This window comes from Micromonospora sp. NBRC 101691, from assembly GCF_030269285.1.
GTDB lineage: Bacteria > Actinomycetota > Actinomycetes > Mycobacteriales > Micromonosporaceae > Micromonospora > Micromonospora echinospora.
In genome coordinates this window covers 457152-481255 of record NZ_BSTB01000002.1, presented here as the reverse complement: position 1 = coordinate 481255, position 24104 = coordinate 457152, and the positions used below count along the sequence as shown (strand labels likewise).

Here is a 24104-nt window from a genome sequence, read left to right as displayed (position 1 = left end):
CAACCCGGCTGATCGTCCGGGCGCGGTCCGCGCCCGGACGATCAGCCGTCACTGCCGGCGGGACGGAAGCGCGCGACGTAGCGTTTCTGCCAGAACGTCTCCACCGCGCGGCGGTGGTATTGCCGCCGGACGAACGCCACCGCCTCGGCCGGTGGCACCCCGTCGATGACCGCCAGGCAGGCCAGGGCGGTGCCGGTGCGGCCCCGGCCGCCGCCGCAGGCCACCTCCACCCGCCCGGTCGCCGCCCGCTCCCACGCCTCGCGCAGCAGTGGTCCGACGGCGGCCCGGTCCCGGGGCAGCCGGAAGTCGGGCCAGGGCAGCCACCGGCTCTCCCAGTCCACCGGGGGTGGCGGCGCGCCGAGCAGGTAGACGCCGAAGGTCGGGGCGGGACCGGGCGGCGGTCCGGCCCGCAGCCCACGCCCACGGACCAGCCGGCCCGAGGGCAACCGCACCACTCCCGGCGCGGTCGGTTCCCACATCGCGTCCATCCGGTGATGGTAGGCCGTGGGCACCGTCGGGACGGACCCGTGGCGGAGCAGCGGTGACCGGAGGTCTAGTAGTAGCCCTTCTCCCCGTCGAGCAGTTCGCGGATGGTGTCCAGGTGCCCGGCGTGTCGGGCGGTCTCCTCGACCATGTGGATCAGCATCCAGCGCAGACTCGCGCCGGCGGACCGGTAGTCCGGGTGCCGGCCCACCTCGTCCAGGGGGTGGGCGGCGACGATCTCGTTCGAGACGGCGCACTGCTGGTCGTACTCGGCCAGCAGCCGGGCCAGGGGGACGCCCTCGACCCGCATGTCGGCGTCCTCTTCCTCGATCTGCGGTCCGGCGGGTCGGCCGAGGAAGAGCACCTCGAACCAGGTGTTCTCGACCCAGCGCAGGTGGGAGACGATCCCCGCCACCGTCATCAGCGGCGAGGTGGGCAGCACGGCCCGATGGGCGTCGTCGTCGGTGAGTCCCTCGCACTTGTAGTGCACGATCGCGCGTTGCAGGTCGAGCCAGCCGACGAGTTGGGTGCGCTCGTCGGCCACGAACGGGGGGCGGGTGCGGGAAGGCGGCATGGCCGGAGGCTATCCGGCGGCCGGTCGGTCCGGCACGGCCTTTTCCGGGACCGCTCGCCGGACACGCCGACCGTCCGGCGTGGACGGACATCCGACGGGCACCTGGTCTGCTACGGTTCCGCCTGCCGACAAACGATCTCGAACGGCTTCCTCGGAGGGCTCCGACATGAACGTCGCCCTGTGGGCCATCGCCGGTCTGCTCGCCGCCGTGTTCCTGGTGATCGGCGGCATCAAGCTGACCCGCCCCAAGGAGAAGCTCCTCGCCAACGGCATGGAGGCCCTGGAGCCGTTGCCGCCCGGCCTGATCAGGTTCATCGGCGCGGCCGAGGTGCTCGCCGCCTTCGGGTTGATCCTCCCCGGCCTGCTCGACATCGCCCCGGTGCTCGTGCCGTTGGCCGCCGTCGGGCTGCTCGTCATCATGGTCGGCGCGGTCGTCACGCACGCCCTGCGCCGGGAGGTCGGCCCGGTCCTGCGGAACCTCGTGCTGGTCGCCCTGCTCGTGCTGGTGGTCTGGGGCCGCTTCGGGCCGTACGCCTTCTGACCGACCGGGCTGACCGCGGTCGCGCTGATCGCCAGCGCGGGCACCGACGGCACCACGGGCCGCGACGGCGTCAGCCCAGGCCCATCGCCCGGACGTGCCGTTCCGCCCGGCCGGGTTCGCCGGCCGGCTCCGGGCCGAGCCGGTAGACGCCGTCCGCCCGGGAGAGGATCCGCAGGTCGACCAGGTACCGGCGGATCGTCACATGGTCCACCTCTCCCTCGTCGCACCAGGCGCGGAGCCGCTCGTTGACGGCCACTTCGGGGTAGTCGACGCCGGGCGTGAAGGACCGTTCGGCGACGTGGCGCAACAGGTCCCGGCGTCGGCCCTGCTGCGCCGGAAGGCTGACCAGCCGGCCGCCGCGCAGGAACGGCCGGAACCCGACCTCGCCACCGTCGCCGTCGCCGGCAGGCGACGTGGCACGCGCCAGTTCCCGCAGCCGGTCGTAGTCCACCCGGAGGACGTCGCCCTCCGCGACCACGAGTTCCTGCTCGCGCAGCCGGCGCAGCGCCACCAGCGCCGCCTTCGGGCCGAGGCCGGAGGCCGTCACGGCGGCATCGGGCGTCGCCGCCCCGAGCGCGACCGCGCCGAGCACCCGCAGCCGATCCGGCTCCGCCACCAACCGCACCACCGTCTCAGGAGTCACGTTCCCTTTCTCCCCGTTCCACGCTCGTCCCTCAACAGGTTTTCCGTCGCCGGCCCCCGTCCCGCCGACCTCCTCGCCGACAGCGACGGGGCGCCTCACTGAGAGCCCACTGCCGGCTCAACCACTGACACGTACCGTGACCCGGCGGGACGGCGGGGACTCCGGTACCGTCCGGCTGTGCTCTTCCACATCGCCGAGGCGGCGGACTGGCAGCGGGCCCGCGAGGCCGGGGACTACCGGGTGTCCACCCGGGGCCGCACCCTCGCCGACGAGGGCTTCATCCACGCCTCGCGGCGCGACCAGGTCCTCGGCGTCGCCGAGGCCTTCTACGCCGACGCCGGTCCGCTCCTGCTGCTGCACATCGACCCGGCCCGGCTGACCGCCCCGGTCCGCGACGACGAGGTCGCGCCGGGGGTGGTGTTCCCGCACGTCTACGGTCCGCTCAACCTCGACGCCGTCGTCGCCGTGACGCCGCTGCCCCGGGCCGACGACGGGACGTTCCTCCTTCCCGACGAGCTGCGGGACGGGCCGGACGCTTGACCGGTCGTGGCAGCGTGGCTGTCGCACCGGGCCGCCCTCGCGGATCCCCCACCGGCTGCAACGGACGAGGAGGACGTCATGTCCGTGTCGCCGCAGAAACCCCGGTCGACGCTGGTCGCGGTCGACGGCGGCATGCTCGTGGCCACCCTGCTCACCCTCGCCGGGTACCTGCTGCCCTGGTTCCGCAAGGGCGACGGCTACGCCTGGTCCTTCTCCGGCTGGGCGTACGCGTCGCTCAGCGACGGCGGTGGCTGGACGCTGCTGACCTTCGGATGGCTGCTGCTCGCGGGCGGGGCGGCCCTGCTGGCCCGGGGCAGCACGGCAGCGGCGATGACCGGGGTGGTCGCCGCCGTGGGCACCCTGGTCACCAGCCTCGCGGTGGTGGCGGCCAGCTTCGCCGTCGTCGGCGAGCAGAATGCGCTGAACCCGATGGCGCAGCTGCCCTTCGGCGTCGGCCTGCCCATCCTGGCCGCCGGGCTGGGGCTGCTGCTGGCCACCTCGTGCCGGGCGATCGTCCGGGGTGAGACGCATGGCCGGGGCGGCCCGGACGGACCGCCGACGTCGGTGTCGTAGATCTGTCACGAACGGTTGGCCGGGTCGGGGAGACGGTTCGGGTAGACACCCTCTCCCGAAAGGAAACGGCCATGAATCGCAGGATCCGTCCGCTGGCCGCGGTGACCGGTCTGACCGCCCTCCTCGCCGCCGGGTCGGCGGCACCGGGCAGCGCCCAGGCAGCATCGGGCGCGACGCCCGGGTCGGCGGCGCACGGTTGCGCCCCGCTGCGGCCCGAGTCCGACTTCTACGCCGCCGGCCGGGTGGCCACCGTGCTGCTGACCGTGCCGGAGAACCCGACCTGCACCACCATCAGCGTCTCGCACGTCGTGGACGTGGCCGCGCCGTCGGACCGCTGCCAGGACTTCCTCGTCATCTTCTACCCCACCGACGGCAGCGAGCCGATCGCCACCGAGCCGGTCACGGCCTGTTCCCACGGCCCGCGTTCCCGCCCGGTGGTCCTCGCCACCGACGTGCCGGACGGCGCACCGTACCGGGTGCTGTACGAGATCGACTACCTGGGCCAGGACGTCCGGTTCACCGTCCGGCACTGACGGCGGCCCGGACCAGCGCCGGCAGCCGGCCCGTCACCACCGGGTCCGGTCCGGGGGGTGGCGGGCCGGTCCCGGTCGGCGCGCCGCCAGCGGCGACGTCCGAGCGGGACCGGCCCCGGGCTCAGCCGACCCGACGGGCCGCGCGGTGCAGGAGCAGGGCGGCCAGCAGGCCGCCGACCAGGACGGCAACCGCGCCGACGGTCTGACCGACGACCACGGCCGAGGAGAACGCCTCGGCGACCGCCTGACGTTCGGGTTCGCTCCGGGCAGCGGCCAGGGCGGCGGGGAACGACGCGGCGCCCGCCAGGGCGACCGGCAGCGCCGCCGTGAACCGGGTGTTCATCACCGCGCCGAGCACGGCCACGCCGAGGCTCGTGCCGACCTCCGTCATGGTGCCGTCCACACCGGCCCCCGAACCGGCCCGGTCGACGGGGATCGCGCTCATCACCGCCTCCACGATGGCCGGGTTGGCCACGGCACAGCCGGCGCCCATCAGCACCAGACCGCCGAGCAGCACACCGTAGCCGTCGGTCGGGGCGTACGCGGCGACCACGAGCCCGGCGGCGAGCGACGTCATGCCGGCGGCGATGGCCGCCGGGATGCCGAGCGCCCGGATCAGGCGGGCGGTGACACCGACCAGGTTGAGCAGGACCACGGTCGACGCGAACGGCACCATCCGCAGCCCCGCCTCCCAGGCGGAGTGCCCCCGGACGAACTGCAACTGCTGGGCCAGCAGGAACAGGGCGCCCGCGCTGCCGAAGGTGATCAGGACGACGCCGGCCACCGCGCCGACGAACCGCCGGTCCCGGAACAGGTCCATGTCGAGCATGGGGTGCGGGGTACGCCGTTCCCAGCCGACGAAGAGACCGACCAGCGCCACGCCGGCCAGGGCCGCGCCGAGCACCGACGGAGCGACCCAGCCGTCCTCGGGACCACGGATGACCGCGTAGACCAGCGCGGTCAGCCCGGCGGTGGAGAGCACCGCCCCGACCAGGTCGAGGCGTCCGCCGGTGGCCCCACGCGACTCGGGGACCAGCAGCGCGACGGCGGCCACGCAGAGCAGCACGATCGGCACGTTCAGCAGGAAGATCGCCGGCCAGGCGAAGTGCGCGAGGACGAGTCCGCCCACCGGTGGACCGGCGGCGAACCCGAGCGCGCTCACCGCCGCCCAGATGCCGATCGCGCGGGGCCGCTCCTCGGCGTCGAAGACCTGCATGGCGACCGCCAGGGTGCCGGTCACCAGGAGCGCGCCACCGACGCCGAGGGCCGCCCGGGCGGCGATCAACTGCCCGCTGGACTGCGCGGCCGCGGCGGCGAGCGAGGCGAGCCCGAACAGGACGAGCCCGGCCAGCAGCATCCGCCGCCGGCCGTAGCGGTCGACCACGCTGCCGGCGGTGAGCAGCAGGCCGGACTGCACCAGGGCGTACGCGTTGATCACCCACTGGATGTCGGCGGTGCTGGCGTTCAGGTCCCGGGTGAGCGCCGGCACCGCCACGGTGAGCACGGTGTTGTCGAGCACCACGACCAGTTGGGCGAGGCTGAGCACGGCGAGGATGAGCCAGCGGGTCGGCAGCCGGCTGGCGACGGTGTCGTCGCGGGTCGCGGGGCCGGCCGTGGTGGGCGCGGCGGTCACCGGGCACCGTCCGCCGGCGGGGCGGAGTGGACGGCTGGGGTCACCGGGCGGTCCAGTAGGCGAGCGAGGAGACCTGGTGCTTGCCGGCGCCGAGGCCACGCCGGAGGTGCCGGGCGATGCTCCGGTTGCTGCCCGCCTCGCAGGCGACCCAGTAGTACGCCCCGTCGGTGTCCGGCGGGATCGCCGCGCACACCGTGTCGACCAGGTACTGGCCGCCGTCCTGGCGGGGCACCCACATCACCTTGTGGTGTCCCCGGGCCCGCGGGGTCAACGCCTGCTCGTCGTCGTGGGCGTACTCCAGCCAGACCGTGGCGGGCACGTCCTCGGCGTGGTCGAGCAGGCTGTTGACCGCCGGCAGGGAGGCGGCGTCGCCGACCAGGTAGAGGTGGCGCGGGGCGGGGTCGTCGGGCAGGGTGAACCCGGTGCCCTGGACGGTGGCGTCGATGGTGTCGCCGGGGCGGGCGCTGGTGGCCCACCGGGCGGCGACGCCGTCGTGCAGGGCGAACTCCAGGTGGAACCGCCCGGTGGCCGGGTCCGGATCGACCAGGGTGTACGCGCGCTGGTGCGCCTTGCCGGCGTTGTCGAACCACAGGCGCACCCACATCGTCGGGTGCACGCCGCAGGCTTCCAGCAGGCCGCCACCGTCCACCAGCAGGCGTTGGTAGTGGGCGTTCACCGACTCGGACTCGAGCACGGTCAGCCGGAAGTCCCTGCCTCCCATGGCCTTGAGCACCAGGGCTTCCCAGTTCCGTTTCACGCGGTCCTCCCGTACAGTCCTGCCCAGTTAGGCAAGGCTAACCTAAACGATCGGTTCTGGGGAGAGGTGTCGTTTCGCGCACCGGACGACCCGCAAGAGCATGAGATGAGGCACGTGATGTACGAGGAGACGATCCCCGGCTTCGGCACCCTGTCGCTGACACCGGTGGACCCCGCGGTCCACGCCGGACTGTTGCACGGCTGGGTCACCCAGCCCCGGGCAGTGTACTGGGGTATGGGCTCCTACACACCGGACGACGTCCGCGAGATCTACGAGTTCATCGACGGGCTGACCACCCACCACGCCTACCTGATCCGGCTGGACGACGTGCCGGTGGGCCTCTTCCAGACCTACGAGCCGGCGGCCGACCCGGTCGGCGAGCGGTACGAGGTGCGCCCCGGCGACATCGGCATGCACCTGCTGCTGGCCCCACCCACGGGCACCGGGCGCGGCCTGACCACGGCGGTCGGGCCGGCGCTGGCCCGGTTCCTGTTCCGCGACCCGGCGCACCACCGCATCGTGGTGGAGCCCGACGTGCGCAACGAGTTGGCGCTGCGCCGGCTGGAGCGGGAGGGCTTCACCTTCGACGACGAGATCGACATGCCCGACAAGCGGGCCCAGCTGGCCTTCCTCACCCGCACCCGGTTCGAGGCGGACCACCCGCAGCCGGTGGCCCGGTAGCCGACGATCCGACCCGTCACCCCGGCATGCCGCAACCCGGGCCGCCCCGACCGCCGGTCACCCCGAGATGCCGCATGTCGTGAGCGGGCCGGGCCGGGGCGGGCGGGCGGGGCGGGGCGGTCGGGGGCGGCCGGAGGCGGTCAGGAGGCGGCGGAGTGGGCGTGCCGGGCGGCGCGTTCGGCCAGCCACAGCCAGCGGCGCTGCACGTCCCCGGCCGTGGCCGTGACCATGGCCAGGGCGTCCGACCGGACGGCGTCGAGCGCGTCCGCCGTCGCGGCCGGGTCGTCCAGCACGGCCGCGCCGTCGGCGAACGCCTGCGCCTCGGCCGGGCCGCCGAACCGGGGCGCGACGTCGTCGCGCCAGAAGTCGGCCCAGGCCAGCTCCGGGTTCCAGGTGAACCGGGCGTACGCCAGGTAGCTGACCTCGTTCGTCGGGTGGTACGCGGACGGCTCGGCGAAGATGGTCAGCCCGCGCAGTCCGGCCGCACCGGAGCGGCTGGCCATGTCGGCGTACATCTCCGGCACCCAGGAGTGCCGCTGCCGGTTCCACTGTGAGCCGGCGTGGGTGCGCAGCACGTTTGTGGTGTGCGGGAGCCGCCCGACGTGGTCGGCGGTGAGCCGGTCCCGGTTGTCGTACCAGAAGCCCCGGTTCACGCAGTACTGGTACGCCACGTCGTCGGGCAGGTCGGCGAGGGGCTTCTGCGCGTCCAGGTCGAAGATGTTGTCCCAGTAGACCTCGACCAGGTGCCGCAGCGGCACCCCGGCCGGGCCGGGCCGGCGGGCCGTGTCCAGCAGGGTCGGGTACACCGACCGCATCGCCTCGTACGACCACGAGGTGCGTTCCCCGCCGGTGCGGGCGGCGCACCGGGCGCAGGCGCAGCTGCCGTAGTCGCCGGTCTCGAAGTTGATCCCGCCGACCGGCAGGGTGTCCAGCAGCCAGTCGACGGCGTCCCGGTGCCAGGCCAGGTTGTCCGGCTGGGACGGGCAGGCGGCCATCATGTACTCGCTGGCCGGGAAGTGCAGGTCGCCGAACTCGTCGATGTCGAAGCCGACCTTCTTCGGCAGTTCGGCGGCGAGGTCGGGGCGCTGACGCAGCCAGGTGGCCAGGTTGTAGCGGTGCCGGCCGTCGAAGTAGATGCCGCCGTAGGCGTTGATCCCGATGCCGGCGACGATCCGCACGCCGCGCTCGTTGGCGTACTCGCACAGGTCGCGGGCCGCCTCGACGCCGCCGTGGGCGTCGCGCAGCAGCCCGTACACGACGATGCCGCCGATCCGCTCCCGGCTGCAGAAGTCGACCAGCCGCCGGTAGTCCGCGCCGAACGCCTCGGCCGACTTGGCGTACGGGTTGAGCGCGCCGATCTCCTGCTGGCCGAGCTGGCGCAGGTCCCAGTTGGTGGAGTGGTCCCAGGTCCACAGGGTGCGCAGCGGCAGGCCGGGCGACCCGGTCCGCACGCCCACCGGCACGCCGGCCGGGGTGGCGGAGTCGGCCAGTTCGCGGGCGGCGTACACCAGCCCGGCGAAGGGGTCGCCGCTGACCCGGATCTCCCCGTCCTCGGGCACCTCGATCCGGTAGCCGCCCTCGGGCAGGGCCGGGTCGGCGGTGAACCGGACCGGCACCCCCTCGGACGCCCGGCCGAGGGCCTCCTCCACCAGCCGGGCGGCGTACGGCGCGCGCTCCGCGCCGTGCACCCGGACCCCGGCGATCCGGCGGTACTGCGACATCATGACCTCCCGAGGGACTGCGGGGTGGCGGCGAGGTACTCGACCACCTCGATGGCCGTCCAGACCCCGTGCTGCCAGTACGGATCGTGTGCACAGCGGGCCCGTGCCGCGTCGGCGTCGGCGGCCCGCAGAACGAGGACGGAGGCGGCCAGGTCGGCCCGCGCCCCGGCGACCAGCGCGGTGCCGTCGGCCAGCAGGGACGCCACGTGGGCGAGGTGGGCGGCGCGGTACGGCTCCCGCCGGGTGGCGGCGTCGGCGGCGAAGGTCGCGGTGACCAGGTAGGTGGGCTCGAACCTCACGTGCCACCGCCGATCGCCTCGCCGAGGCGCTGCATGGCCACCCGGTAGACGGTCTGCGGCCGGCCCGCGCCGGTGCTGACGTGCAGCCCGACCTCCTCGGCGTAGCCCGCCGCCCGCAGCGCCTTGAGCAGCCGGCGCGCGGAGCGGGCCTCCACCCCGTACGCGTCGGCCAGCCCGCGCGCGGTCACCTGGTTCGGGTCCATCTGGTGCAGCGCCTCCAGCAGCCGACGGGTGGAGAGCGGCCCGAGCCGGAGCTGCTCGGAGACCCGCAGGACCCCGGGCGCGGTCTCCCGGAGCCGCTGCTTGACCGGGCTCTCCCGGCTGGAGTAGATCTCCCCGTCCGGGAAGACCACGTGGGTGTCGCCGCTGCCCCGGCCGAGCGCGAGGGCCTTGCGGGCGTTGTCCTCGGCAGCGGCGATGGTGGTGCCGGCCCCGAAGCCGACGGTGTGCTCGACGTCGACGCCGCGCAGGGTGAGCAGGGAGGCGTGCCCGGCCCGGTACCGGGCGATGGCGCTCTCCACGGTGCCCCGGGTGGTGGTGATGAGCATCGTCCGGTCGTCGATCGTGCCCAGCCGGCCGCGCATCCGCTCGGCGTGCTCCAGCAGGGCCTCGCGCAGCCGCAGCCGGGCCCGTTCCGCCTGGTACTGGTCGCCCTGGCGGCCGGCCGGCTCGGCCAGCTCGATCATCATCACCGCGATCTGGGTGCCCCGGGACTGGCGTACCTCGGCGGCGAGCCAGGCCCGGCGCAGCGCGTCCCGCACCGAGGCGCGGGTGTGCTCGACGCGCCAGACCGGCACCCCGGCGTCCCGCAGGTCCCGGTGCACCGCCCCGAGGCAGGTCAGGCAGGCCTCGACCGCTCCCGACTCGTACCGCTCCCGGTGGTACGCGGTGATCTCGTCGAGGCCGGAGAAGAGTAGGCCGGAGGAGTCGGCGATGGGCAGGATCTCGGTCGGCGGGACCTGCTCGATGTCGTGGTAGGTCTCCCGGACGACATCGGCCTCGATGGTGTCCACACTCACCCTCGGCAGCCGCCCGCCGTTGGCAAGCAGCATCCGCGACAGCGTCCGGTAGAGGTCGATGCCGGCGTGCGGCACGAAGTCGATCTCGGCGCGCAGCCCGCCGGTCGCCGCGGCGAACGCGTACGGGATGCGCCCGGTGAAGAGCATCACCTGGCACAGCTCGTCGAGTTCCCGGGCCAGCTCGGGAGCCTGTTCCGGCCGGGTGTAGGCGCGGACGGTGAGGTCGGCGGAACGCTGTTCGCCCTCGGCGACCTCCTGTACGAGCCGGATCGAGTCCTCCGGACCGATGATGCCGATCATCGTGTTGCCTCCACGTCGTCGCCGCCCTCGGGTGGGGTGCTCAGCCGCTGTGGACGGTGCCGACGACACCGTCGCTGGCCGGCGACGCCAGCAGCACCAGTGCCGACGCCACGTCCTCCGGGCGACCCAGCGCGGCCTCGATCGCCGCGACCCGGCCCCCGTCGGTGCCGTTGGCCCGCGCCTCGTCCAGCGACCGCCGCATCAGCGGCGTGTCGATGTCGCCGGGGCAGAGCGTGTGCACGCGGATCCCCTGTGGACGCAACTGCCGGTCGAGGGTGAGCGCCAGCCCGTGCAACCCTCCCTTACTCGCGCCGTAGGGTACCGAGCCCGAGCCGGTGAGCACGCCGGCCTTCGATCCGACCAGCACCAGCACGCCGCTGCCGGGGGTGAGGTGCCGGGTGGCGTGCCGGGCGACCAGGAACGGCCCGGTCAGATTGACCGCGATCACCCGCGCCCACAGCTCGACCGGGACGTCCCGCACGTCGAGGCCCTGGCCGCGCATCACCCCGGCCACGTGCAGCACCGCGTCGATGCCGCCCAGTTCGCCGGCCACGTCGTCGAGGGCGGTGGCGACCTCGTCCTCGACGGTCACGTCGACCCGGCGGGCACAGGCGGTCGCCCCGGCGGAGCGGGCGTCGTCGGCGGCGGCGGTCGCGCCGTCGCCGTCGGCGTCCAGGACGGCGACCGCCGCGCCCGCGGCGACGGCGGCCCGTACGGTCGCCAGGCCGATGCCGGAGGCCCCGCCGACCACCACCACCCGCCGGCCGGCCAGCAGACCGGCCGACGGGGTGGGGCTGGCCGACGAACCCGGACCGGCCGACGGGGTGTGGTCGGCCGACGGGTCCGGACCGGCCGAGGGGGTGGGGCTGGTCATCGACCGACCGTCCGCCGCACCGCGGCCACCACGTCGGCGGCCTCGGGAACCACGGCCTGCTGGAGGGTGGGCGCGGCCGGCATCGGCAGGTCGGGCAGGCCGACCCGGGCCACCGGGGCGCGCAGGTCGGCGAAGCACTCCGCCGCCGCGCGGGCGGCGATCTCCGCGCCGAACCCGCCGGTCAGGTTCGCCTCGTGGGCCACCACCAGCCGGCCGGTGCGGGCCACCGAGGCGGCCACGGTGTCGAAGTCCAGCGGGTTGAGCCAGCGCAGGTCGATCACCTCGGCCTCGATGCCCTCCTCGGCGAGGGTGCCGGCCGCCGCCACCGAGGCGGAGACCATCCGGGACCAGGTGACCACCGTGACGTCGCCGCCGGGGCGGACCACCCGGGCCCCGCCGACCGGCTCGACCGGGGCGTCGGTGCGCACCGGCCCGCGCGTCGGGTAGAGCATCCGGGCCTCGGCGACCACCACCGGGTCGTCGCTGACCACGGCCGTGCGCAGCATCTGGTACGCGTCGTCCGGCGTGGCCGGCAACGCGATCCGCAGCCCGGGGGTGTGCGCGAAGTACGCCTCCGGGGAGTGCGAGTGCTGGGCGCAGGCGCCCGGCGAGTAGCCCTGCTGCATCCTGATCACCAGCGGGGCCTTCCAGCGGCCGTTGCTGGCGTACCGGATGGTGGAGATCTGGTTGACGAACTGGTCCATCGCCACGAACGAGAAGTCCGCGTACATGATCTCGGCGATCGGCCGCAGGCCGGTCATCGCCGCCCCCAGCGCCATGCCGAGGAACCCGGTCTCGGAGATCGGGGTATCGAAGATCCGCGCGGAGCCGAACCGCTTGTGCAGCCCCTTGGTCGCGCCGAACGGCCCGCCGGGGAGGGCGACGTCCTCGCCGAAGTAGACGGTGTCCTCCCGGCTGTCCAGCGCCCAGGTGAGCGCGGCGTTGACGGCCTGGATGTAGCGCAGGGACTCAGACATGGACGTGCTCCTTGACGGTCGCCGGGTCCGGGAACGGCACGGCGCGGGCGGCGGTGACGGCGGCCTCGACCTCGGCGGCCACCTCGGCGTCGATGACGTCGAGCCGGGCGGTCAGGTCGGCGTCGGCGGCCTGCCGGATCCGGGCGAGGGGCTCGCGTTCCCGGGCGGCGGCGATCTCGCCGGCCGGCCGGTAGTGCTGCACGTCGCCGCTGTAGTGGCCGACCAGCCGCTCGGTCATCGCCTCCACGATGGACGGCCCGCCGCCCTCGCGGGCCCGGGTGACCGCCTCGGTCACCGCCTCGGCGACGGCGTCGCAGTCGTTGCCGTCGACCACCCGGCCGGGCACGCCGTAGGCGGGGGCCCGGTCGGCGAGCTGCCTGATCCGCACCATGTCCTCGATCCGGGACATCTCGGAGTAGACGTTGTTCTCGACGACCAGCACCAACGGCAGGTCGAGCACGGCGGCGAGGTTGATCGCCTCGTGCACGTTGCCCTGGTTCATCGCGCCGTCGCCGATGCTGACCACGGAGACCGCGCCGCTGCCGGTGCGCTGCGCGGTCAGCGCCGCCCCGGCGGCGACCGGCACACCGGCGCCCACGATGGAGTTCTCGCCGATGAACCAGCGCCCCGGATCGGTCAGGTACGGCGAGGCGGCCCGGCCGCCGCACAGCGCGGAGTCACGTCCCATCATCTCGGCGAAGAGCCCGACCAGGTCCACGCCCCGGGCGATGGCCCAACCGTGTCCCCGGTACGTCGCGGTCACGTGGTCGCCGTCGCGCAGCGCGCGGGCGGCACCGACCGGGATCGCCTCCTGCCCGTTGCACAGGTGGATCGAACCCGGGACCTCACCGGCGTCCTTGAGGGCGGCCAGCCGCTCCTCGAACCGGCGGATCCGGGCCATCAGCCGATAGTCGTCCGGCAGACCCATCACACCCCCAGTGGTAGTTAGAGCCTTATTCCGGCTCGTTCGCATCGGAGCCTAGACCAGCGGCGTAAGGCTATGGAAGAGTGCAAGAGCAAGTTTCTGGCCGTTATTGGTCTCTAATTTGGGGGCAGGTATGGAGATCACCGCCGTCGAGTCGGTGGTGCGGGGCGACGCGCACTTCGTCCAGGTGCGGACGTCGGACGGTCTGGTCGGCGTGGGCCAGTCCGCCTGCTGGGGCTACCCCACCGCCGTGCACGCCGTGGTGGAGGCGTTCCGGCCGCACCTGCTCGGCGCGGACCCGAACCGGATCGAGCACCACTGGCACCACCTCTACCGGATGGGGCCCTTCCGGGGCTCGGTGCTCACCGCCGCCGTCTCGGCCGTGGACATCGCCCTGTGGGACCTGCTCGGCAAGCGGCTCGGCGTGCCGGTGTGGCAGTTGCTGGGCGGCCGGGTGCGCGACCGGATCCGGCTGCACCTGCTGCTGCCCGGCACCGGGGCGGAGGCGCTGGCCGCGCAGGCGGCGGCGGCCGTGGCCGACGGCTTCACCGCGGTCAAGTTCGACCCGCTCCCCGCCGACTACGGCGACCTGTCGCTGCACCGGCTGGTCACCGCCACCGAGGCCACCACCGCGGCGGTCCGGGAGACCGTCGGCCCCGACGTGGACCTGCTCGTCGAGCTGCACCGCAAGCTCACCCCGTTGCAGGCGGAGGCCGTGGTGCCGGCGCTGGCCCGGCATCTTCCGCTGCTGGTCGAGGACCCGGTGCAGATCGACAGCATCAGCAGCCAGGCCGCCGTGGCCCGGCGGGCGCTCGGGGTGCCGATGGCCAACGGGGAACGGCTGCACACCATCTGGGAATTCAAGGAGCTGCTCGCCCAGGGTGGCGCCCAGTACGTCCGCCCCGACCTGGGGCTGGCCGGCGGGATCAGCCACGCCCGCAAGATCGCCGCGTTGGCCGAGGCGTACCACGCCGCCGTGGTCAGCCACAACTGCCTCGGCCCGCTGCTGACCATGGCCTCGGTCCACCTGGACGCGGCCATCCCGAACTTCGTGACACAGGAGTACTCCCCCCTCGACGACCAGCTCGCCGACGGCCCGGCCCGGGCGTGTGTCCGCCGGCAGGGCGGTTGGCTGCCGGTGCCCGAGGAGCCGGGGCTCGGCGTCACCCTGGACCTGACCGACGACACCCCGCTGGACCTCACCGGCCGGCCGCTGACCCGCATCCCGCTGCGCGCCGACGGTTCCGTCGCGTACGCGGTCTGACCGCCGGAACGCGTTCCCGGACGACAGCGACGTGGCCCGGCGGCAGATCCCGCCGGGCCACGTCGTCGCGCAGGTCAGTCCGCCGGGGGCCGGCCGGCGTGGTGGAAGACCGGGTACGCCCAGAGCGGCTCGCCGTCGGCGTCGGCGATCTCGGCGAACAGGTGCGCCAACGACTCCGTCCACCGTCGCTGCACCGCCGACGCCCCGGTGACCCGGTCCGCGTGCCGGAACCCGTACCGGGTGCGCAGCACGCAGATCAGGAGCAGGCCGTGCCGGTGGATGTGGTAGTCGTAGATCCCCGCGGCGTCGAGCAGCGCCGACATCTCCGGCCAGATCTCGGCGTGCCGCCGCTCGTACTCGGCCTCCGCGCCGGGCCGCAGCCGGTACAGGTGGCACACCTGCGCCCCCGGCCCGGCGTCGGCCGGGCCGGGGGTGACCGCAGCCGGGTCCGGGGTGGCCCCGACCGGGCTCACTTGCCCGAGCCGGCCAGCGCGCCGGAGACCAGTTGCCGCTGGAACACCAGGTAGATGATGAGCACCGGCAGCAGCGCGACGATCAGGCCCGCGCTGACCAGCGGTACGGAGACGTCGTACTGCCCGCTGAGCAGGGACACCCCGACCATCAGGGTCTTGCTGTCCGAGCCACCCATGATCACCAGGGGCAGCAGCAGGTCGTTCCACATCCAGACGAAGTTGAAGATGGCCAGCGCCGCGAGCGCCGGGGTGGCGATCGGGGTGAGCAGTCGGAACAGGACGGTGAAGTGCCCGGCCCCGTCCACCCGGGCCGCCTCGATCAGCTCGTCCGGGATCTGCTGGAAGTAGCCGGCGAGCTGGTACGTGCCCAGCGGCAGCCCGAAGGCGGCGTAGGCCAGAATCAGCCCCTGATACTCGCCGGACATGCCCAGGTCCAGCACGGTCTGGTAGAGCGGGTAGATGATCGCCTGGCTGGGGATGGTCAGCGAGACGATGATCAGCAGGAACACCAGCTTCTTGCCCCGGAACCGCAGCTTGGTCACCACGTACGCGACCAGCAGCGCGGCCAGCACCGACAGCACCAGCCCGCCCACCGTGGTGACGATCGAGTTCAGCAGCAGCCGGGGCATGTCCATCCGGCGGAACGCCTCGAGGTAGTTCTCCAGGGTGATCCCGCTGGTCGGCAGCCCGAGCGGGTCGCGGGCGAAGCCGGTCTGCGTCTTCAGGGAACTGATCACGGTGAACAGCAGCGGGTAGATTGCCGCGACCGCGACGACCACCAGCGCGAAGGTCAACAGGTAACGCCCGATCCGGGCGGCGTGCGTGTTCATCGCGGCTTGCGGGTCCCCTCTTTGAACATGTGCCGCACGCTGAACACGGACAGCAGGGCGACGAAGACGAAGAGCGCGATGCCGATGGCCGAGCCGTAGCCCCGGTCGAGGAACTGGAAGGTGGTCAGGAAGACCAGGTACTCCGGCATCATGGTGGCGTCACCGGGGCCGCCCTGGGTCAACGCGTAGATCAGCGGGAACAGCCAGATCAGCACGCCGGACGCGCAGAGCACGCTCCAGTAGGCCACCGTCGGACGCAGCATCGGCACCACCACCGAGAACAGCCGCCGCCAGAAGCCGGCCCCGTCGAGGTAGGCGGCCTCCAGCACCTCGTCGGGGATGGTGGAGAGCCCGGCCAGGTAGGTCATCACGCCCAGACCGAAGAAGCTCCACAGCGCCACCGCGACGAGCGAGAAGATCGCGCTCCACCGGCCGTTGAGCCACTCGATGGCCAACGGGTCCAGGCCGACCGCGCGCAGCAGCGCGTTGATCGGCCCGTCCGGGGCGAGGATCTGCCGGAACATGATGCCGACCACGATCGGCGCGATGGTGTACGGGACGAAGTAGACGGCCCGGAAGAACTTCCAGCCCGGCGCACGCTGGTGGATGAAGACCGCCAGGACCAGCGGGATCACCACCCAGAACGGCAGGGTGGCGACCACCAGCAGGGCGTTGCGGAAGCTGGTGAGCACCATCGGGTCGTCGAGCATCCGGGTGTAGTTGTCCGCCCCGGCGAACGACCCGCCGTCGAACCCGCTGGACGACTCGAAACTGGTGATCACCCCCCGGACCAGGGGCACCAGCTTGAACGTGACCACGAGGGCCAGGGCGGGCAGCACCAGGGCGGCCCCGAGCCACCACTCCCGGGCCCGGCCCGACCCGCGTGGCGCGGGGGTGGGCCGGGCGGGTTCGTCGGCGCCCGCCGACTTCGCGACCGGCACGGTCGAAACGGTCATCAGGTTCCTTCCCCGGGACTCACCGGTCGCAGGCGGCACGCCGGCCGCCTGCGACCGGTACGGTCACTTGCCCTGCTTCTTCGTGGGACTGCGCTCCAGCGCCTGCTGCATCTGCTCGGCCCACTTGTCGACGGTGAGCTGGCCCAGGGTCACCTGCTGCCAGCCCCGGGCGAGGGCGTCCGCCTCCGGACCGGAGAGCATCACGCCGGCGTGCAGGGTCGGCTCGGCCACCAGCTCCTGGATCTTGCGGAACGCCGGGGACGAGGGCAGCAGCGCCGGGTCGACGTTCTTGTTCAGCGGCTGGCCCTTGGCGTGCTTCACCCACAGCTCGCCGTTCTCCTTGCCGGCCAGCCAGGTGATGAACTCCAGGCCGGCGTCCTTCTTCTCGCTCCACTTGGTGACGCCGTAGACGGCGCCCTCGATGCCGGAGAACTTCTGCGCCAGCGGGGCGTCCGGGTTGATCGTCGGCCAGCGGGTGACGCCCAGCTTGTCGTCACCGAGGGCCTTGCCGAAGGCGTCCCAGTTGACCGCGTCCGAGATGATCGTGCCGGCGAAGGCGGCGTCCCCGCGCTGGAAGATGTCCGCGCCGTCGGGCAGCATCGTGATCGACGGGGCGTTCTTGTTGGTCCAGCCCTTGGTGGTGATCTCGGCCAGCTTCTCCAGGACGGACACCAGCTTCGGGTCCGTCCAGGACAGCGTGCCGGCCAGCAGGCCCCGGATGTCCTCCTCGGACAGGTAGTTCCGGGCGATCTCCGGGAAGTCCCAGTAGGCGGGGAAGGTGCCGGAGAGGCCGAGCGCCAGGCAGGTCTTGCCCGACTTCGTCACCGCGTCGCAGGCCGCCCCGAAGTCGGCCCAGGTGACCGGGGGCTTCTCCGGGTCGAGCCCGGCCGCGCGCAGGACGTCCTTGTTGTAGTAGAGGACGTTGCCCTGGTACGAGAAGGGCACGCCGTAACACGGCTTGGCGGTGTCGAAGCCCTCGCACGCGCCGCTGTAGGTGACCAGGTCCTTGTTGATCTCGGCGGCCTTGTCGCCGAGCGGCACGTACGCGCCGCGCCGGTCGAACAGTTCCAGCCCGGCGTTGTTCGCCATCACGTCCGGCCCGGACTGCGAGGTGATGTACGGGCCCTGCACCTCGGGGTACTTGTCGAACGGAACGGACTGCATCTCCAACTTGATGTCCGGGTGGGCGGCCTCGAAGCTGGTCTTGACCTGCTGCCAGTACTCGGTGCCGCCCGGCTCCCAGGTCAGCACCTTGAGGGTGACCGGGCCGTCGGAGGCGTCGTCACCGCCGCCGCAGCCGGTCAGCAGCGCGGCGACCGCCGTGCCGGCGGCGACGACGCCGGCCAATCTACGTCGAAACATCGGCAGAAGCTCCTGTCACGTGAGGGGGCTCGGGGGGATCCGGCGGACCGCGCCACCGGCGGTGGCGCTGTCGACCACGGCCTCGGCGACCCGGACGACGTGCAACCCGTCGGCGAGCGGGACCACCGCCGCCGGTTCGGTGCCGTCGACCTGGCCGAGGAAGTGCCGCAACTCGGCGGCGAGCGCGCCGCCGCCGTCGGCCGGAGAGAGGAGCCAGTCGGGCGCCTCGGTCGGCTCGCCCTGGACGAGCAGCGTGGGGTGGCCGAGGTCGACGTGCGCGACCCCGTCGGTGCCGTACACCTCGACCAGGTCCGAGGTGTGGTTGGTGGCGTGCTCGGGGAGCAGGTAGCTGTTGCGGATCGACGACACGACGTCGTTGGCGTGCCGAAGCTCCGCCCACACCAGGACCGGGCTGGCCGGTCCGGGTCGGGTTCGGGTCACCGCGCGGACCTCGACCACCGGCGCTCCGGCGTACCAGAGCGCCAGGTCGATGTCGTGTACGGCGGTGAGCAGCGCGGGGTGTTCGCGCGGGAAGAGGCGGCTCAGTGTCCGGGGTCGGTCCCGGCGGGACGACACGGCGAGCACGTCGCCGAGCCGGCCGGCGCGGACCGCCTCGTACAGGGCCCGGTGCGGGGCGCTGTGCCGCAGGATGTGGCCGGGCTGGCAGAGCACGCCGGTCCGCTCGGCGACGGCCACGATCGCGGCGGCGTCGTCGACCGACGCGGCCAGCGGCTTCTCCACCAGCACGGGCACCCCGGCGTCGAGCAGGTCGACCGCCACCGCCCGGTGCGCCGGGCCGGGCACACAGACCGAGGCCGCGTCGGGGCGACCGGTGGCGAGCAGGTCGGCGACCGAGGGGTGGGCGTGCGGTACGTCGAACTCTGCGGCCACCCGGGCGCGGGTCGTGGCGTCCGGCTCGACCAGCGCGGTCACCGGCACGCCGAGCGACCGGTACGCGGCCAGGTGCCGGACGCCGAACGCCCCGGCCCCGACCACCGCCACCGCGCGGGTCATGCCCGGACCGCCTCGACGGACCGGCCGTCGTCGGCCGCGCTGCGCTGGTCGGCCCGCCCGGTGTTCCCGGAGCCGGCGGCGGTCGCGTCCCCGGCGGCCAGCCGACCGTCGAGGACGGCCCGGGTGAGTCGCTCCAGGGCGGTCACGCCCGCCGTGAGGCAGCGCTCGTCCACGTCGAAGCTGCCGGAGTGCAGCGGCGCGCCGCCGCGCTCGCCGGTCACCCCGAGCTTGACGTAGAGGCTGGGGCCGAGCGCGCCGAGCAGGGCGAAGTCGTCGGTGGTCAGCGGCGGCTCGGCCAGGTCGGCCACCTCGACGGAGCCGGGCAGCTCGGCGTGCGCGAGCCGCACCAGCGACCCGGCGTTGCGGACCGGGGGCATCTCGTTGGCCCAGGTGAACCGCAGGCCCAGGTCGAGCGCGGCGGCCTGCTGCCGGGCGATCCGCTCGATGACCTCCTTGAGCCGCTCGCGGATGGCCTCGTCGTGGGTGCGCAGCGTGCCGGTGGCCTCCGCGTGGGCCGCGACCTGGCTCTGGCTCGCGCCACCGGAGATCGTGCCGATGTTGAAGGCGACCAGTTCGTGCGGGTTGCGGGACCGGGCCACCCCGGCGTGCAGCAGGTTCACCATGCCGCTCAGCCCGAGGATGGCGTCCCGGCCGAGAGCGGGAGTGGCGGCGTGCGCGGCCCGACCGAGCACCTCGATCCGGAAGGCGTCCTTGGCGGCCATCGCCGTCTCCCGGTCGACGCCGACCGTGCCCACCGGCAGGTCGGGCCAGCAGTGCAGGCCGAGGACGGCGTCGTAGCGCCGCCCGCGCAGGGCCTCGTCGGCGAGCGCCGCGGCGGCCCCGGACGCCTCGCCGAACGGGATCTCCTCGGCGGGCTGGAAGAGCAGGGTGACCGACCCCCGGGCGGGCGGCTCGGCGGCGAGCCGGGCCGCGACACCGTAGACGACGGTCATGTGGACGTCGTGTCCGCAGGCGTGGCAGACCCCGGGATTGGTGGAGGCGTAGTCGGCCTCCTTGGCGTCCTGAACGGGATAGGCGTCCATATCGGCCCGAAGCAGCACCGAGGGTCCGGGGGCACGCCCGTCGATCTCGACCAGCAGGCCGGTGCCGGCAATTCCGGTCCGGACCCGGCCGATGGGAGCCAACCGCTCGGCCAGGGCAGCCGCCGTACGGTGCTCCGTGAACCGCAGCTCGGGGTGCTGGTGGAGCTGCCGGCGCAGCCGTACCAGATCGTCAACGTCCTCGTGCACCTGCACCACGCGGCTCCACTCCTCGCCTGCGGCCGATAATCCGGACCTAATTGAGACAAGAACTTAAGCGAGCGGTCCTCCCACGTCAATGGCCTGGTCGGAGTGGGTTAGGGTCCCGCCATGGAACGCGCCGACGCACACCTGCACCTGTTCGCCGCCGGGTATCCGGGCCGCTACGGACGGTCCCCGGCCGGGGGTGACGAGCTGGTCGTCTACGAGTCGCTGCGCCGGACGCACGGCATCGACCGGGCACTCGTCGTCGGATACGAGGGGTCGCCGGAGTTCGCCGGCAACAACGACCACCTGGCCGCCCTCGCCGCCGACCACGACTGGATCGCCCCGGTCGCGTACGTCCCGCCCACCGGACCGGCGGACGGCCTGGACCGCTGGTGGTCGGCGGGTTTCGTCGGGATCTCGGCCTACCTGGCCGACGCGGACGCCGCCCGGACCTTCGCCGGCTGGCTCGGCGACGCCGCCGCCGACCTGAACCGGGCGGGTGCGATGCTCAGCCTCAACGCGACCCCGGCCGCCACCGTCCACCTCGGCCCGGCGCTGGCGCGGCTCACGGAGTGCACCGTGCTGGTCAGCCACCTCGGCCTGCCCGGCCCGCACCCGGCCCCGCCCGGCCGGGACGCCGCCGCCTCGGTGCTCGCGCCGCTGCTCGGACTGGCCGACCTACCGCACGTCGGGGTCAAGGTCTCCGGGCTGTACGCGGTCAGCGAACCGGCGCACGCCTGGCCGCACGACAGCGCCCGCCCCTTCGTCGAGGTGCTGCTCGACGCGTTCGGGCCGTCCCGCCTCTACTGGGGTTCGGACTTCTCCCCCAGCCTCGACCACGTCTCCTTCACCCAGACCCTGCACCCGGTCGGCCTGGACGCCCTCTCCCCCACCGAGGCAGCCGACGTGTACGGCGGCAACCTCCGCCGCGCGCTACGCCGGCGGGCACGCCCGGCGACCGCCGCCTGACGGAGCACCGGGCACGTACCGCACGCGACCGGACGACGCTCCGCAATTTCGATCTTCCCCTATCCCCTGGTCGACTGGTTGACTGGTCGGGCCACTCACGTCAGCCGAGCCACGGGGAGCCCTGACCCATGCCCGAACCGCACCCCTCCCGGCGCACCCGGCGCATCGCGTCCTCGGCGCTCGTCGGCGTCGTAGCCGGTGTCGTGCTGACGACCGTCCCGCCCGCCGCCGCCGGTCCAGCCCAGCCGGTCGAGGCGACCAGGGCCGGAGGCACCACCGGGACGGTCACCACCCGCCCCGTCGTCACCCCGCCCAGCGAGCCGACCACCATCGGCGTTCCGGCCGAGTTCAGCGTCACCAAGGGGGACGGCAGCACCCCGAACGCGTACGTCTACCAGTTCAACGCCGGACCGCCGGTGCAGGTGCCGGCCGACGCCGACGGCGCGGCCACCATCTCCGTCAAGCCGACCTGGTACACCAACACGCTCACCGTCCACGGCCTGTTCACGGGTGGCCCCGCCGGGGAGAGCGCCACCATCACGTTCAACTCCGGCCCGGCCCCCGTCGCCCCCGACGCCGACCTCACCGGCGACGGGGTCGCCGACCTGCTCACGGTCGGCGGCACCCACACCCTGCCGGCCGGGCTCTGGCTCGCCACCGGGGACACCGCGACCGGCATCGACCCGGTCAGCACCAACATCGGCTTCCGGGGACACGGCGTCGACGACCACGACCCCGCCGACTTCACCGGGAGTCAGATCGTCACGGGACGGTTCTTCGGCGGGTCCGTCCAGGACGTCCTCGTCTACCATCCGACCGGCACCCGGGCCGGGAACGCGACCATCCTGCGCGGCACCGGCGACGGGTCACCGCTGCACCCTCAACTCAGCGGCAACCAGCAGCCCATCATCTCGGCCCAGTTGGTGGACGAGCACGGCAACTCGCCCCTCCAGCTCGCCAACGCCGGGGACAGCCGCCGACTCGGCAACGACATCCCCGACCTGATCGGGATCAGCGGCGACGCGACCAACGGACACCACCTCACCTACTACCCGAACTTCTTCACGCCCGGCGGCTACTTCCTTCCCACCCGGACCACCGCGCTGACGCCGACCGGCGGCACCGACTGGGACAACTGGACCATCGCCACCACCCAACTCGGCGGCGGCACCGCGATGTTCCTGTGGAACCGCACCACCGGCGCGCTCCACCTGTGGACGGACCTGACCTTCAGCCAGGACACCGGTCAGCTCACCTACACCGCGTACCACCTGGCCACGAACTGGAACACCAACGCCGCCCTCGACCTGCACGCCGCCGACATCGACGGCGACGGCACGCCCGACCTCTGGACGGTCGGCGACGCCGCCTCGGTCACCCCGTGGCTGGTGTCGAACCTGACCGCCGCCGGAACCGGCACGGTCACCGCGCAACCCGCCCGGACCCTGATCACTCCCGGCCAGAACTAACGCACCCTTGAACGGGCAGTCCCGACGGCGGCAGGTCGAGGAACTGGGTCTCCGAGCTTCGTGGCTGCCTGAGGTGTGATCGGCTCGGCGTGTCGTACGTCTGAGCTGACACAACTGCGTGCGGTGACGGATGTCCGCCCGCTCCGGGGTCGGGGCCGGGCCGGGGCCGGGGTCGGGGTCGGGGCCGGTCAGAGGACGCCGGTGAGCCGGCCCCGCCAACCGGCGAGCACGGCCCCCGGATCGGTGTCGAGGGTCTTCTCCAGCAGGGTGGCGTAGACGTCCCGGAAGTCGGTGGTGAACTTCAGGTCGCCGTCGTCGAGGTCGGTGAGGCTGGGCGGTTCGCCGTACAGGCCACCGCGCACGCCGTTTCCGAGCAGCAGCACGTTCGAGGCGGTGCCGTGGTCGGTGCCGTCCGAGGCGTTCGCCCGCACCCGGCGGCCGAACTCCGAGTAGACCGCCACCACCACCTTCCGGCCCGCCTCGGTCCGCGCCATCCGGTCGACGAAGCCGGCGACCGCGCGGTCCACCTGCCCGAGCAGGATCTCCTGCAACTGCTTCTCGTCGGCGTGGGTGTCGAAGCCACCCAACGAGACCGAGAAGGCCCGGGTGGCGACCTCCGCCTCGACGCACTGGGCGACCAGGTCCAACTGAGCGTCGAGCGGGGTGCGCGCGCCGCCGGTCGCGGTGGCCGGGGCCGCCTCGCCCTCCGGCGCCGGCTCGTCGGCATCTCCGGCGTCGCGTACCTCGCGGATCATGTGGTCGACGCTGCGCAGGTCGGCGAAGCACGCCGCCGCGCGGGCGCGGGCCGGGGTGTCGTCCGGCGAGCCGGCGGCGAACGCGGCCATCGTCGACTCCGGCAGCCCCCGGCCCGCCTTCCGCTCGGTCACCGGCACCGCCGCGCCCGCGCTCCGTTCCCCGGCCAGCAGCGGCGGCAGCACCGGCTCGAAGGAGACCGCCAGCCGGGGGTCGCCCCCGGCCCGGTCGAGCCACCGGCCGAGCCAGCCGGTGGTGCCGGGCCGCTCCGGGTCGGCGGTCTGCCAGATGTCCATCGAGCGGAAGTGACTGCGGTCCGGCTTCGGGTAGCCGACTCCCCGGACCACCGCCAGCCGCCCCTCGCCGTGCAGCCGGTGCAGGCCCTCCAGCGCCGGGTTGAGCCCCACCTCGTCGTCCAGCCGTCGCACCTCCTCCGCCGCGTACGCCAACTCCGGGCGGGCGTCCCGATAGGCCGGGTCGGCGTACGGGACGACGGTGTTCAGGCCGTCGTTGCCGCCGTACAGGGTGACCAGCACCAGCGTGCGGGCCTGCGGGTCGCGGTCGCCCGAGGTGGCGAACAGGTCGTCCAGGCGGTACGCGGTGGCCCCGGCGGCCAGGGCGGACGCGCCGACCACCCCACCGGCCACCAGGAACCGCCGTCGGGTCACGGTGTCCACGGTGCTCCTCCCTTCCC

At 73.5% G+C, this 24104-nt stretch carries 26 protein-coding genes; 8 read left to right on the top strand and 18 right to left on the bottom strand.

Translation table 11 applies throughout. The features are described 5' to 3' along the window. Positions 1 to 41: 41 nt before the first annotated feature. Together QSK20_RS06235 and QSK20_RS06230 are read right to left on the bottom strand one after the other, a co-directional pair. A complete protein-coding gene (locus QSK20_RS06235; RefSeq protein ID WP_285787575.1) occupies positions 42 to 488 on the bottom strand; it encodes a protein-tyrosine phosphatase family protein in 447 nt (148 codons plus the stop codon). A gap of 65 nt (positions 489 to 553) precedes the next feature. Next, positions 554 to 1057, bottom strand: a complete 504-nt coding sequence (locus tag QSK20_RS06230) for a DinB family protein (protein WP_285787574.1) — start codon at positions 1055 to 1057, stop codon at positions 554 to 556. 166 nt (positions 1058 to 1223) lie between these two features. Here QSK20_RS06230 and QSK20_RS06225 point away from each other — a divergent pair, with 166 nt between their 5' ends. Continuing rightward, positions 1224 to 1598: a DoxX family protein gene (locus QSK20_RS06225; protein WP_285787573.1), complete on the top strand. Its 375-nt coding sequence runs from the start codon at positions 1224 to 1226 to the stop codon at positions 1596 to 1598. A gap of 70 nt (positions 1599 to 1668) precedes the next feature. Here the strand turns inward: QSK20_RS06225 and QSK20_RS06220 are convergent, their stop codons facing one another. Further along, entirely contained in the window at positions 1669 to 2241 is a 573-nt protein-coding gene (locus tag QSK20_RS06220) for a DUF2087 domain-containing protein (protein ID WP_285787572.1), read from the bottom strand. Positions 2242 to 2418: 177 nt separating this feature from the next. On the opposite strand from QSK20_RS06220, the gene QSK20_RS06215 reads away from it, so the two are divergent. From QSK20_RS06215 to QSK20_RS06205, 3 genes are all read left to right on the top strand, one after another. Next, entirely contained in the window at positions 2419 to 2781 is a 363-nt protein-coding gene (locus QSK20_RS06215) for a DUF952 domain-containing protein (RefSeq protein WP_285787571.1), read from the top strand. A 78-nt stretch (positions 2782 to 2859) separates the two neighbouring features. Beyond that, positions 2860 to 3354 carry a hypothetical protein gene (locus tag QSK20_RS06210; RefSeq protein ID WP_285787570.1) on the top strand — a complete coding sequence of 165 codons (495 nt, stop codon included), beginning with the start codon at positions 2860 to 2862 and terminating at the stop codon, positions 3352 to 3354. Positions 3355 to 3425: 71 nt separating this feature from the next. Beyond that, entirely contained in the window at positions 3426 to 3887 is a 462-nt protein-coding gene (locus tag QSK20_RS06205) for a hypothetical protein (RefSeq protein WP_285787569.1), read from the top strand. Positions 3888 to 4008: 121 nt separating this feature from the next. On the opposite strand, the gene QSK20_RS06200 is transcribed toward QSK20_RS06205, so the two are convergent. Beyond that, entirely contained in the window at positions 4009 to 5520 is a 1512-nt protein-coding gene (locus tag QSK20_RS06200; protein ID WP_285787568.1) for an MFS transporter, read from the bottom strand. A 40-nt stretch (positions 5521 to 5560) separates the two neighbouring features. Continuing rightward, on the bottom strand, positions 5561 to 6277 hold the full coding sequence (locus QSK20_RS06195) for a siderophore-interacting protein (protein ID WP_285787567.1): 717 nt from the start codon (positions 6275 to 6277) through the stop codon (positions 5561 to 5563). A 114-nt stretch (positions 6278 to 6391) separates the two neighbouring features. On the opposite strand from QSK20_RS06195, the gene QSK20_RS06190 reads away from it, so the two are divergent. Beyond that, positions 6392 to 6958 carry a GNAT family N-acetyltransferase gene (locus tag QSK20_RS06190; protein WP_285787680.1) on the top strand — a complete coding sequence of 189 codons (567 nt, stop codon included), beginning with the start codon at positions 6392 to 6394 and terminating at the stop codon, positions 6956 to 6958. A 140-nt stretch (positions 6959 to 7098) separates the two neighbouring features. On the opposite strand, the gene QSK20_RS06185 is transcribed toward QSK20_RS06190, so the two are convergent. The 6 genes from QSK20_RS06185 to QSK20_RS06160 are packed head-to-tail and all read right to left on the bottom strand — an operon-like array spanning position 7099 to position 13076. Beyond that, positions 7099 to 8679 carry a FliH/SctL family protein gene (locus tag QSK20_RS06185; protein WP_285787566.1) on the bottom strand — a complete coding sequence of 527 codons (1581 nt, stop codon included), beginning with the start codon at positions 8677 to 8679 and terminating at the stop codon, positions 7099 to 7101. Beyond that, complete coding sequence (locus QSK20_RS06180) at positions 8679 to 8978, bottom strand: YciI family protein (protein WP_285787565.1); 300 nt, start codon at positions 8976 to 8978, stop codon at positions 8679 to 8681. Before QSK20_RS06180 ends, QSK20_RS06185 begins: the two co-directional genes overlap by 1 nt. Then, positions 8975 to 10297 carry a helix-turn-helix domain-containing protein gene (locus QSK20_RS06175; RefSeq protein ID WP_285787564.1) on the bottom strand — a complete coding sequence of 441 codons (1323 nt, stop codon included), beginning with the start codon at positions 10295 to 10297 and terminating at the stop codon, positions 8975 to 8977. Before QSK20_RS06175 ends, QSK20_RS06180 begins: the two co-directional genes overlap by 4 nt. A gap of 40 nt (positions 10298 to 10337) precedes the next feature. After that, complete coding sequence (locus QSK20_RS06170; RefSeq protein WP_285787563.1) at positions 10338 to 11171, bottom strand: SDR family NAD(P)-dependent oxidoreductase; 834 nt, start codon at positions 11169 to 11171, stop codon at positions 10338 to 10340. After that, positions 11168 to 12148 carry an alpha-ketoacid dehydrogenase subunit beta gene (locus QSK20_RS06165; protein ID WP_285787562.1) on the bottom strand — a complete coding sequence of 327 codons (981 nt, stop codon included), beginning with the start codon at positions 12146 to 12148 and terminating at the stop codon, positions 11168 to 11170. Before QSK20_RS06165 ends, QSK20_RS06170 begins: the two co-directional genes overlap by 4 nt. Then, complete coding sequence (locus QSK20_RS06160) at positions 12141 to 13076, bottom strand: thiamine pyrophosphate-dependent dehydrogenase E1 component subunit alpha (RefSeq protein ID WP_285787679.1); 936 nt, start codon at positions 13074 to 13076, stop codon at positions 12141 to 12143. Before QSK20_RS06160 ends, QSK20_RS06165 begins: the two co-directional genes overlap by 8 nt. A 130-nt stretch (positions 13077 to 13206) precedes the next feature. Here QSK20_RS06160 and QSK20_RS06155 point away from each other — a divergent pair, with 130 nt between their 5' ends. Continuing rightward, positions 13207 to 14337 carry a mandelate racemase/muconate lactonizing enzyme family protein gene (locus QSK20_RS06155; RefSeq protein WP_285787561.1) on the top strand — a complete coding sequence of 377 codons (1131 nt, stop codon included), beginning with the start codon at positions 13207 to 13209 and terminating at the stop codon, positions 14335 to 14337. Positions 14338 to 14411: 74 nt separating this feature from the next. Here QSK20_RS06155 and QSK20_RS06150 read toward each other — a convergent pair whose 3' ends face one another. The 6 genes from QSK20_RS06150 to QSK20_RS06125 form a co-directional block, all read right to left on the bottom strand. Then, positions 14412 to 14810: an L-rhamnose mutarotase gene (locus QSK20_RS06150; protein ID WP_285787560.1), complete on the bottom strand. Its 399-nt coding sequence runs from the start codon at positions 14808 to 14810 to the stop codon at positions 14412 to 14414. Continuing rightward, on the bottom strand, positions 14807 to 15640 hold the full coding sequence (locus QSK20_RS06145) for a carbohydrate ABC transporter permease (protein WP_285787559.1): 834 nt from the start codon (positions 15638 to 15640) through the stop codon (positions 14807 to 14809). The genes QSK20_RS06150 and QSK20_RS06145 overlap by 4 nt, the downstream gene beginning before the upstream one ends. Continuing rightward, positions 15637 to 16596: a carbohydrate ABC transporter permease gene (locus tag QSK20_RS06140; RefSeq protein ID WP_285787558.1), complete on the bottom strand. Its 960-nt coding sequence runs from the start codon at positions 16594 to 16596 to the stop codon at positions 15637 to 15639. The genes QSK20_RS06145 and QSK20_RS06140 overlap by 4 nt, the downstream gene beginning before the upstream one ends. A gap of 63 nt (positions 16597 to 16659) precedes the next feature. After that, entirely contained in the window at positions 16660 to 17958 is a 1299-nt protein-coding gene (locus QSK20_RS06135) for an ABC transporter substrate-binding protein (protein WP_285787557.1), read from the bottom strand. A gap of 15 nt (positions 17959 to 17973) precedes the next feature. Beyond that, on the bottom strand, positions 17974 to 18972 hold the full coding sequence (locus QSK20_RS06130; protein ID WP_285787556.1) for a Gfo/Idh/MocA family protein: 999 nt from the start codon (positions 18970 to 18972) through the stop codon (positions 17974 to 17976). Beyond that, positions 18969 to 20231: a M20 metallopeptidase family protein gene (locus QSK20_RS06125; protein WP_285787555.1), complete on the bottom strand. Its 1263-nt coding sequence runs from the start codon at positions 20229 to 20231 to the stop codon at positions 18969 to 18971. Before QSK20_RS06125 ends, QSK20_RS06130 begins: the two co-directional genes overlap by 4 nt. A 111-nt stretch (positions 20232 to 20342) precedes the next feature. On the opposite strand from QSK20_RS06125, the gene QSK20_RS06120 reads away from it, so the two are divergent. Together QSK20_RS06120 and QSK20_RS06115 are read left to right on the top strand one after the other, a co-directional pair. Then, positions 20343 to 21188, top strand: coding sequence for an amidohydrolase family protein (locus QSK20_RS06120; protein ID WP_285787554.1), 846 nt, complete (start codon positions 20343 to 20345; stop codon positions 21186 to 21188). Positions 21189 to 21316: 128 nt separating this feature from the next. Beyond that, positions 21317 to 22657, top strand: coding sequence for a hypothetical protein (locus tag QSK20_RS06115; RefSeq protein WP_285787553.1), 1341 nt, complete (start codon positions 21317 to 21319; stop codon positions 22655 to 22657). A 188-nt stretch (positions 22658 to 22845) separates the two neighbouring features. On the opposite strand, the gene QSK20_RS06110 is transcribed toward QSK20_RS06115, so the two are convergent. Then, entirely contained in the window at positions 22846 to 24087 is a 1242-nt protein-coding gene (locus QSK20_RS06110) for a DUF1501 domain-containing protein (RefSeq protein ID WP_285787552.1), read from the bottom strand. Positions 24088 to 24104: the final 17 nt, after the last annotated feature.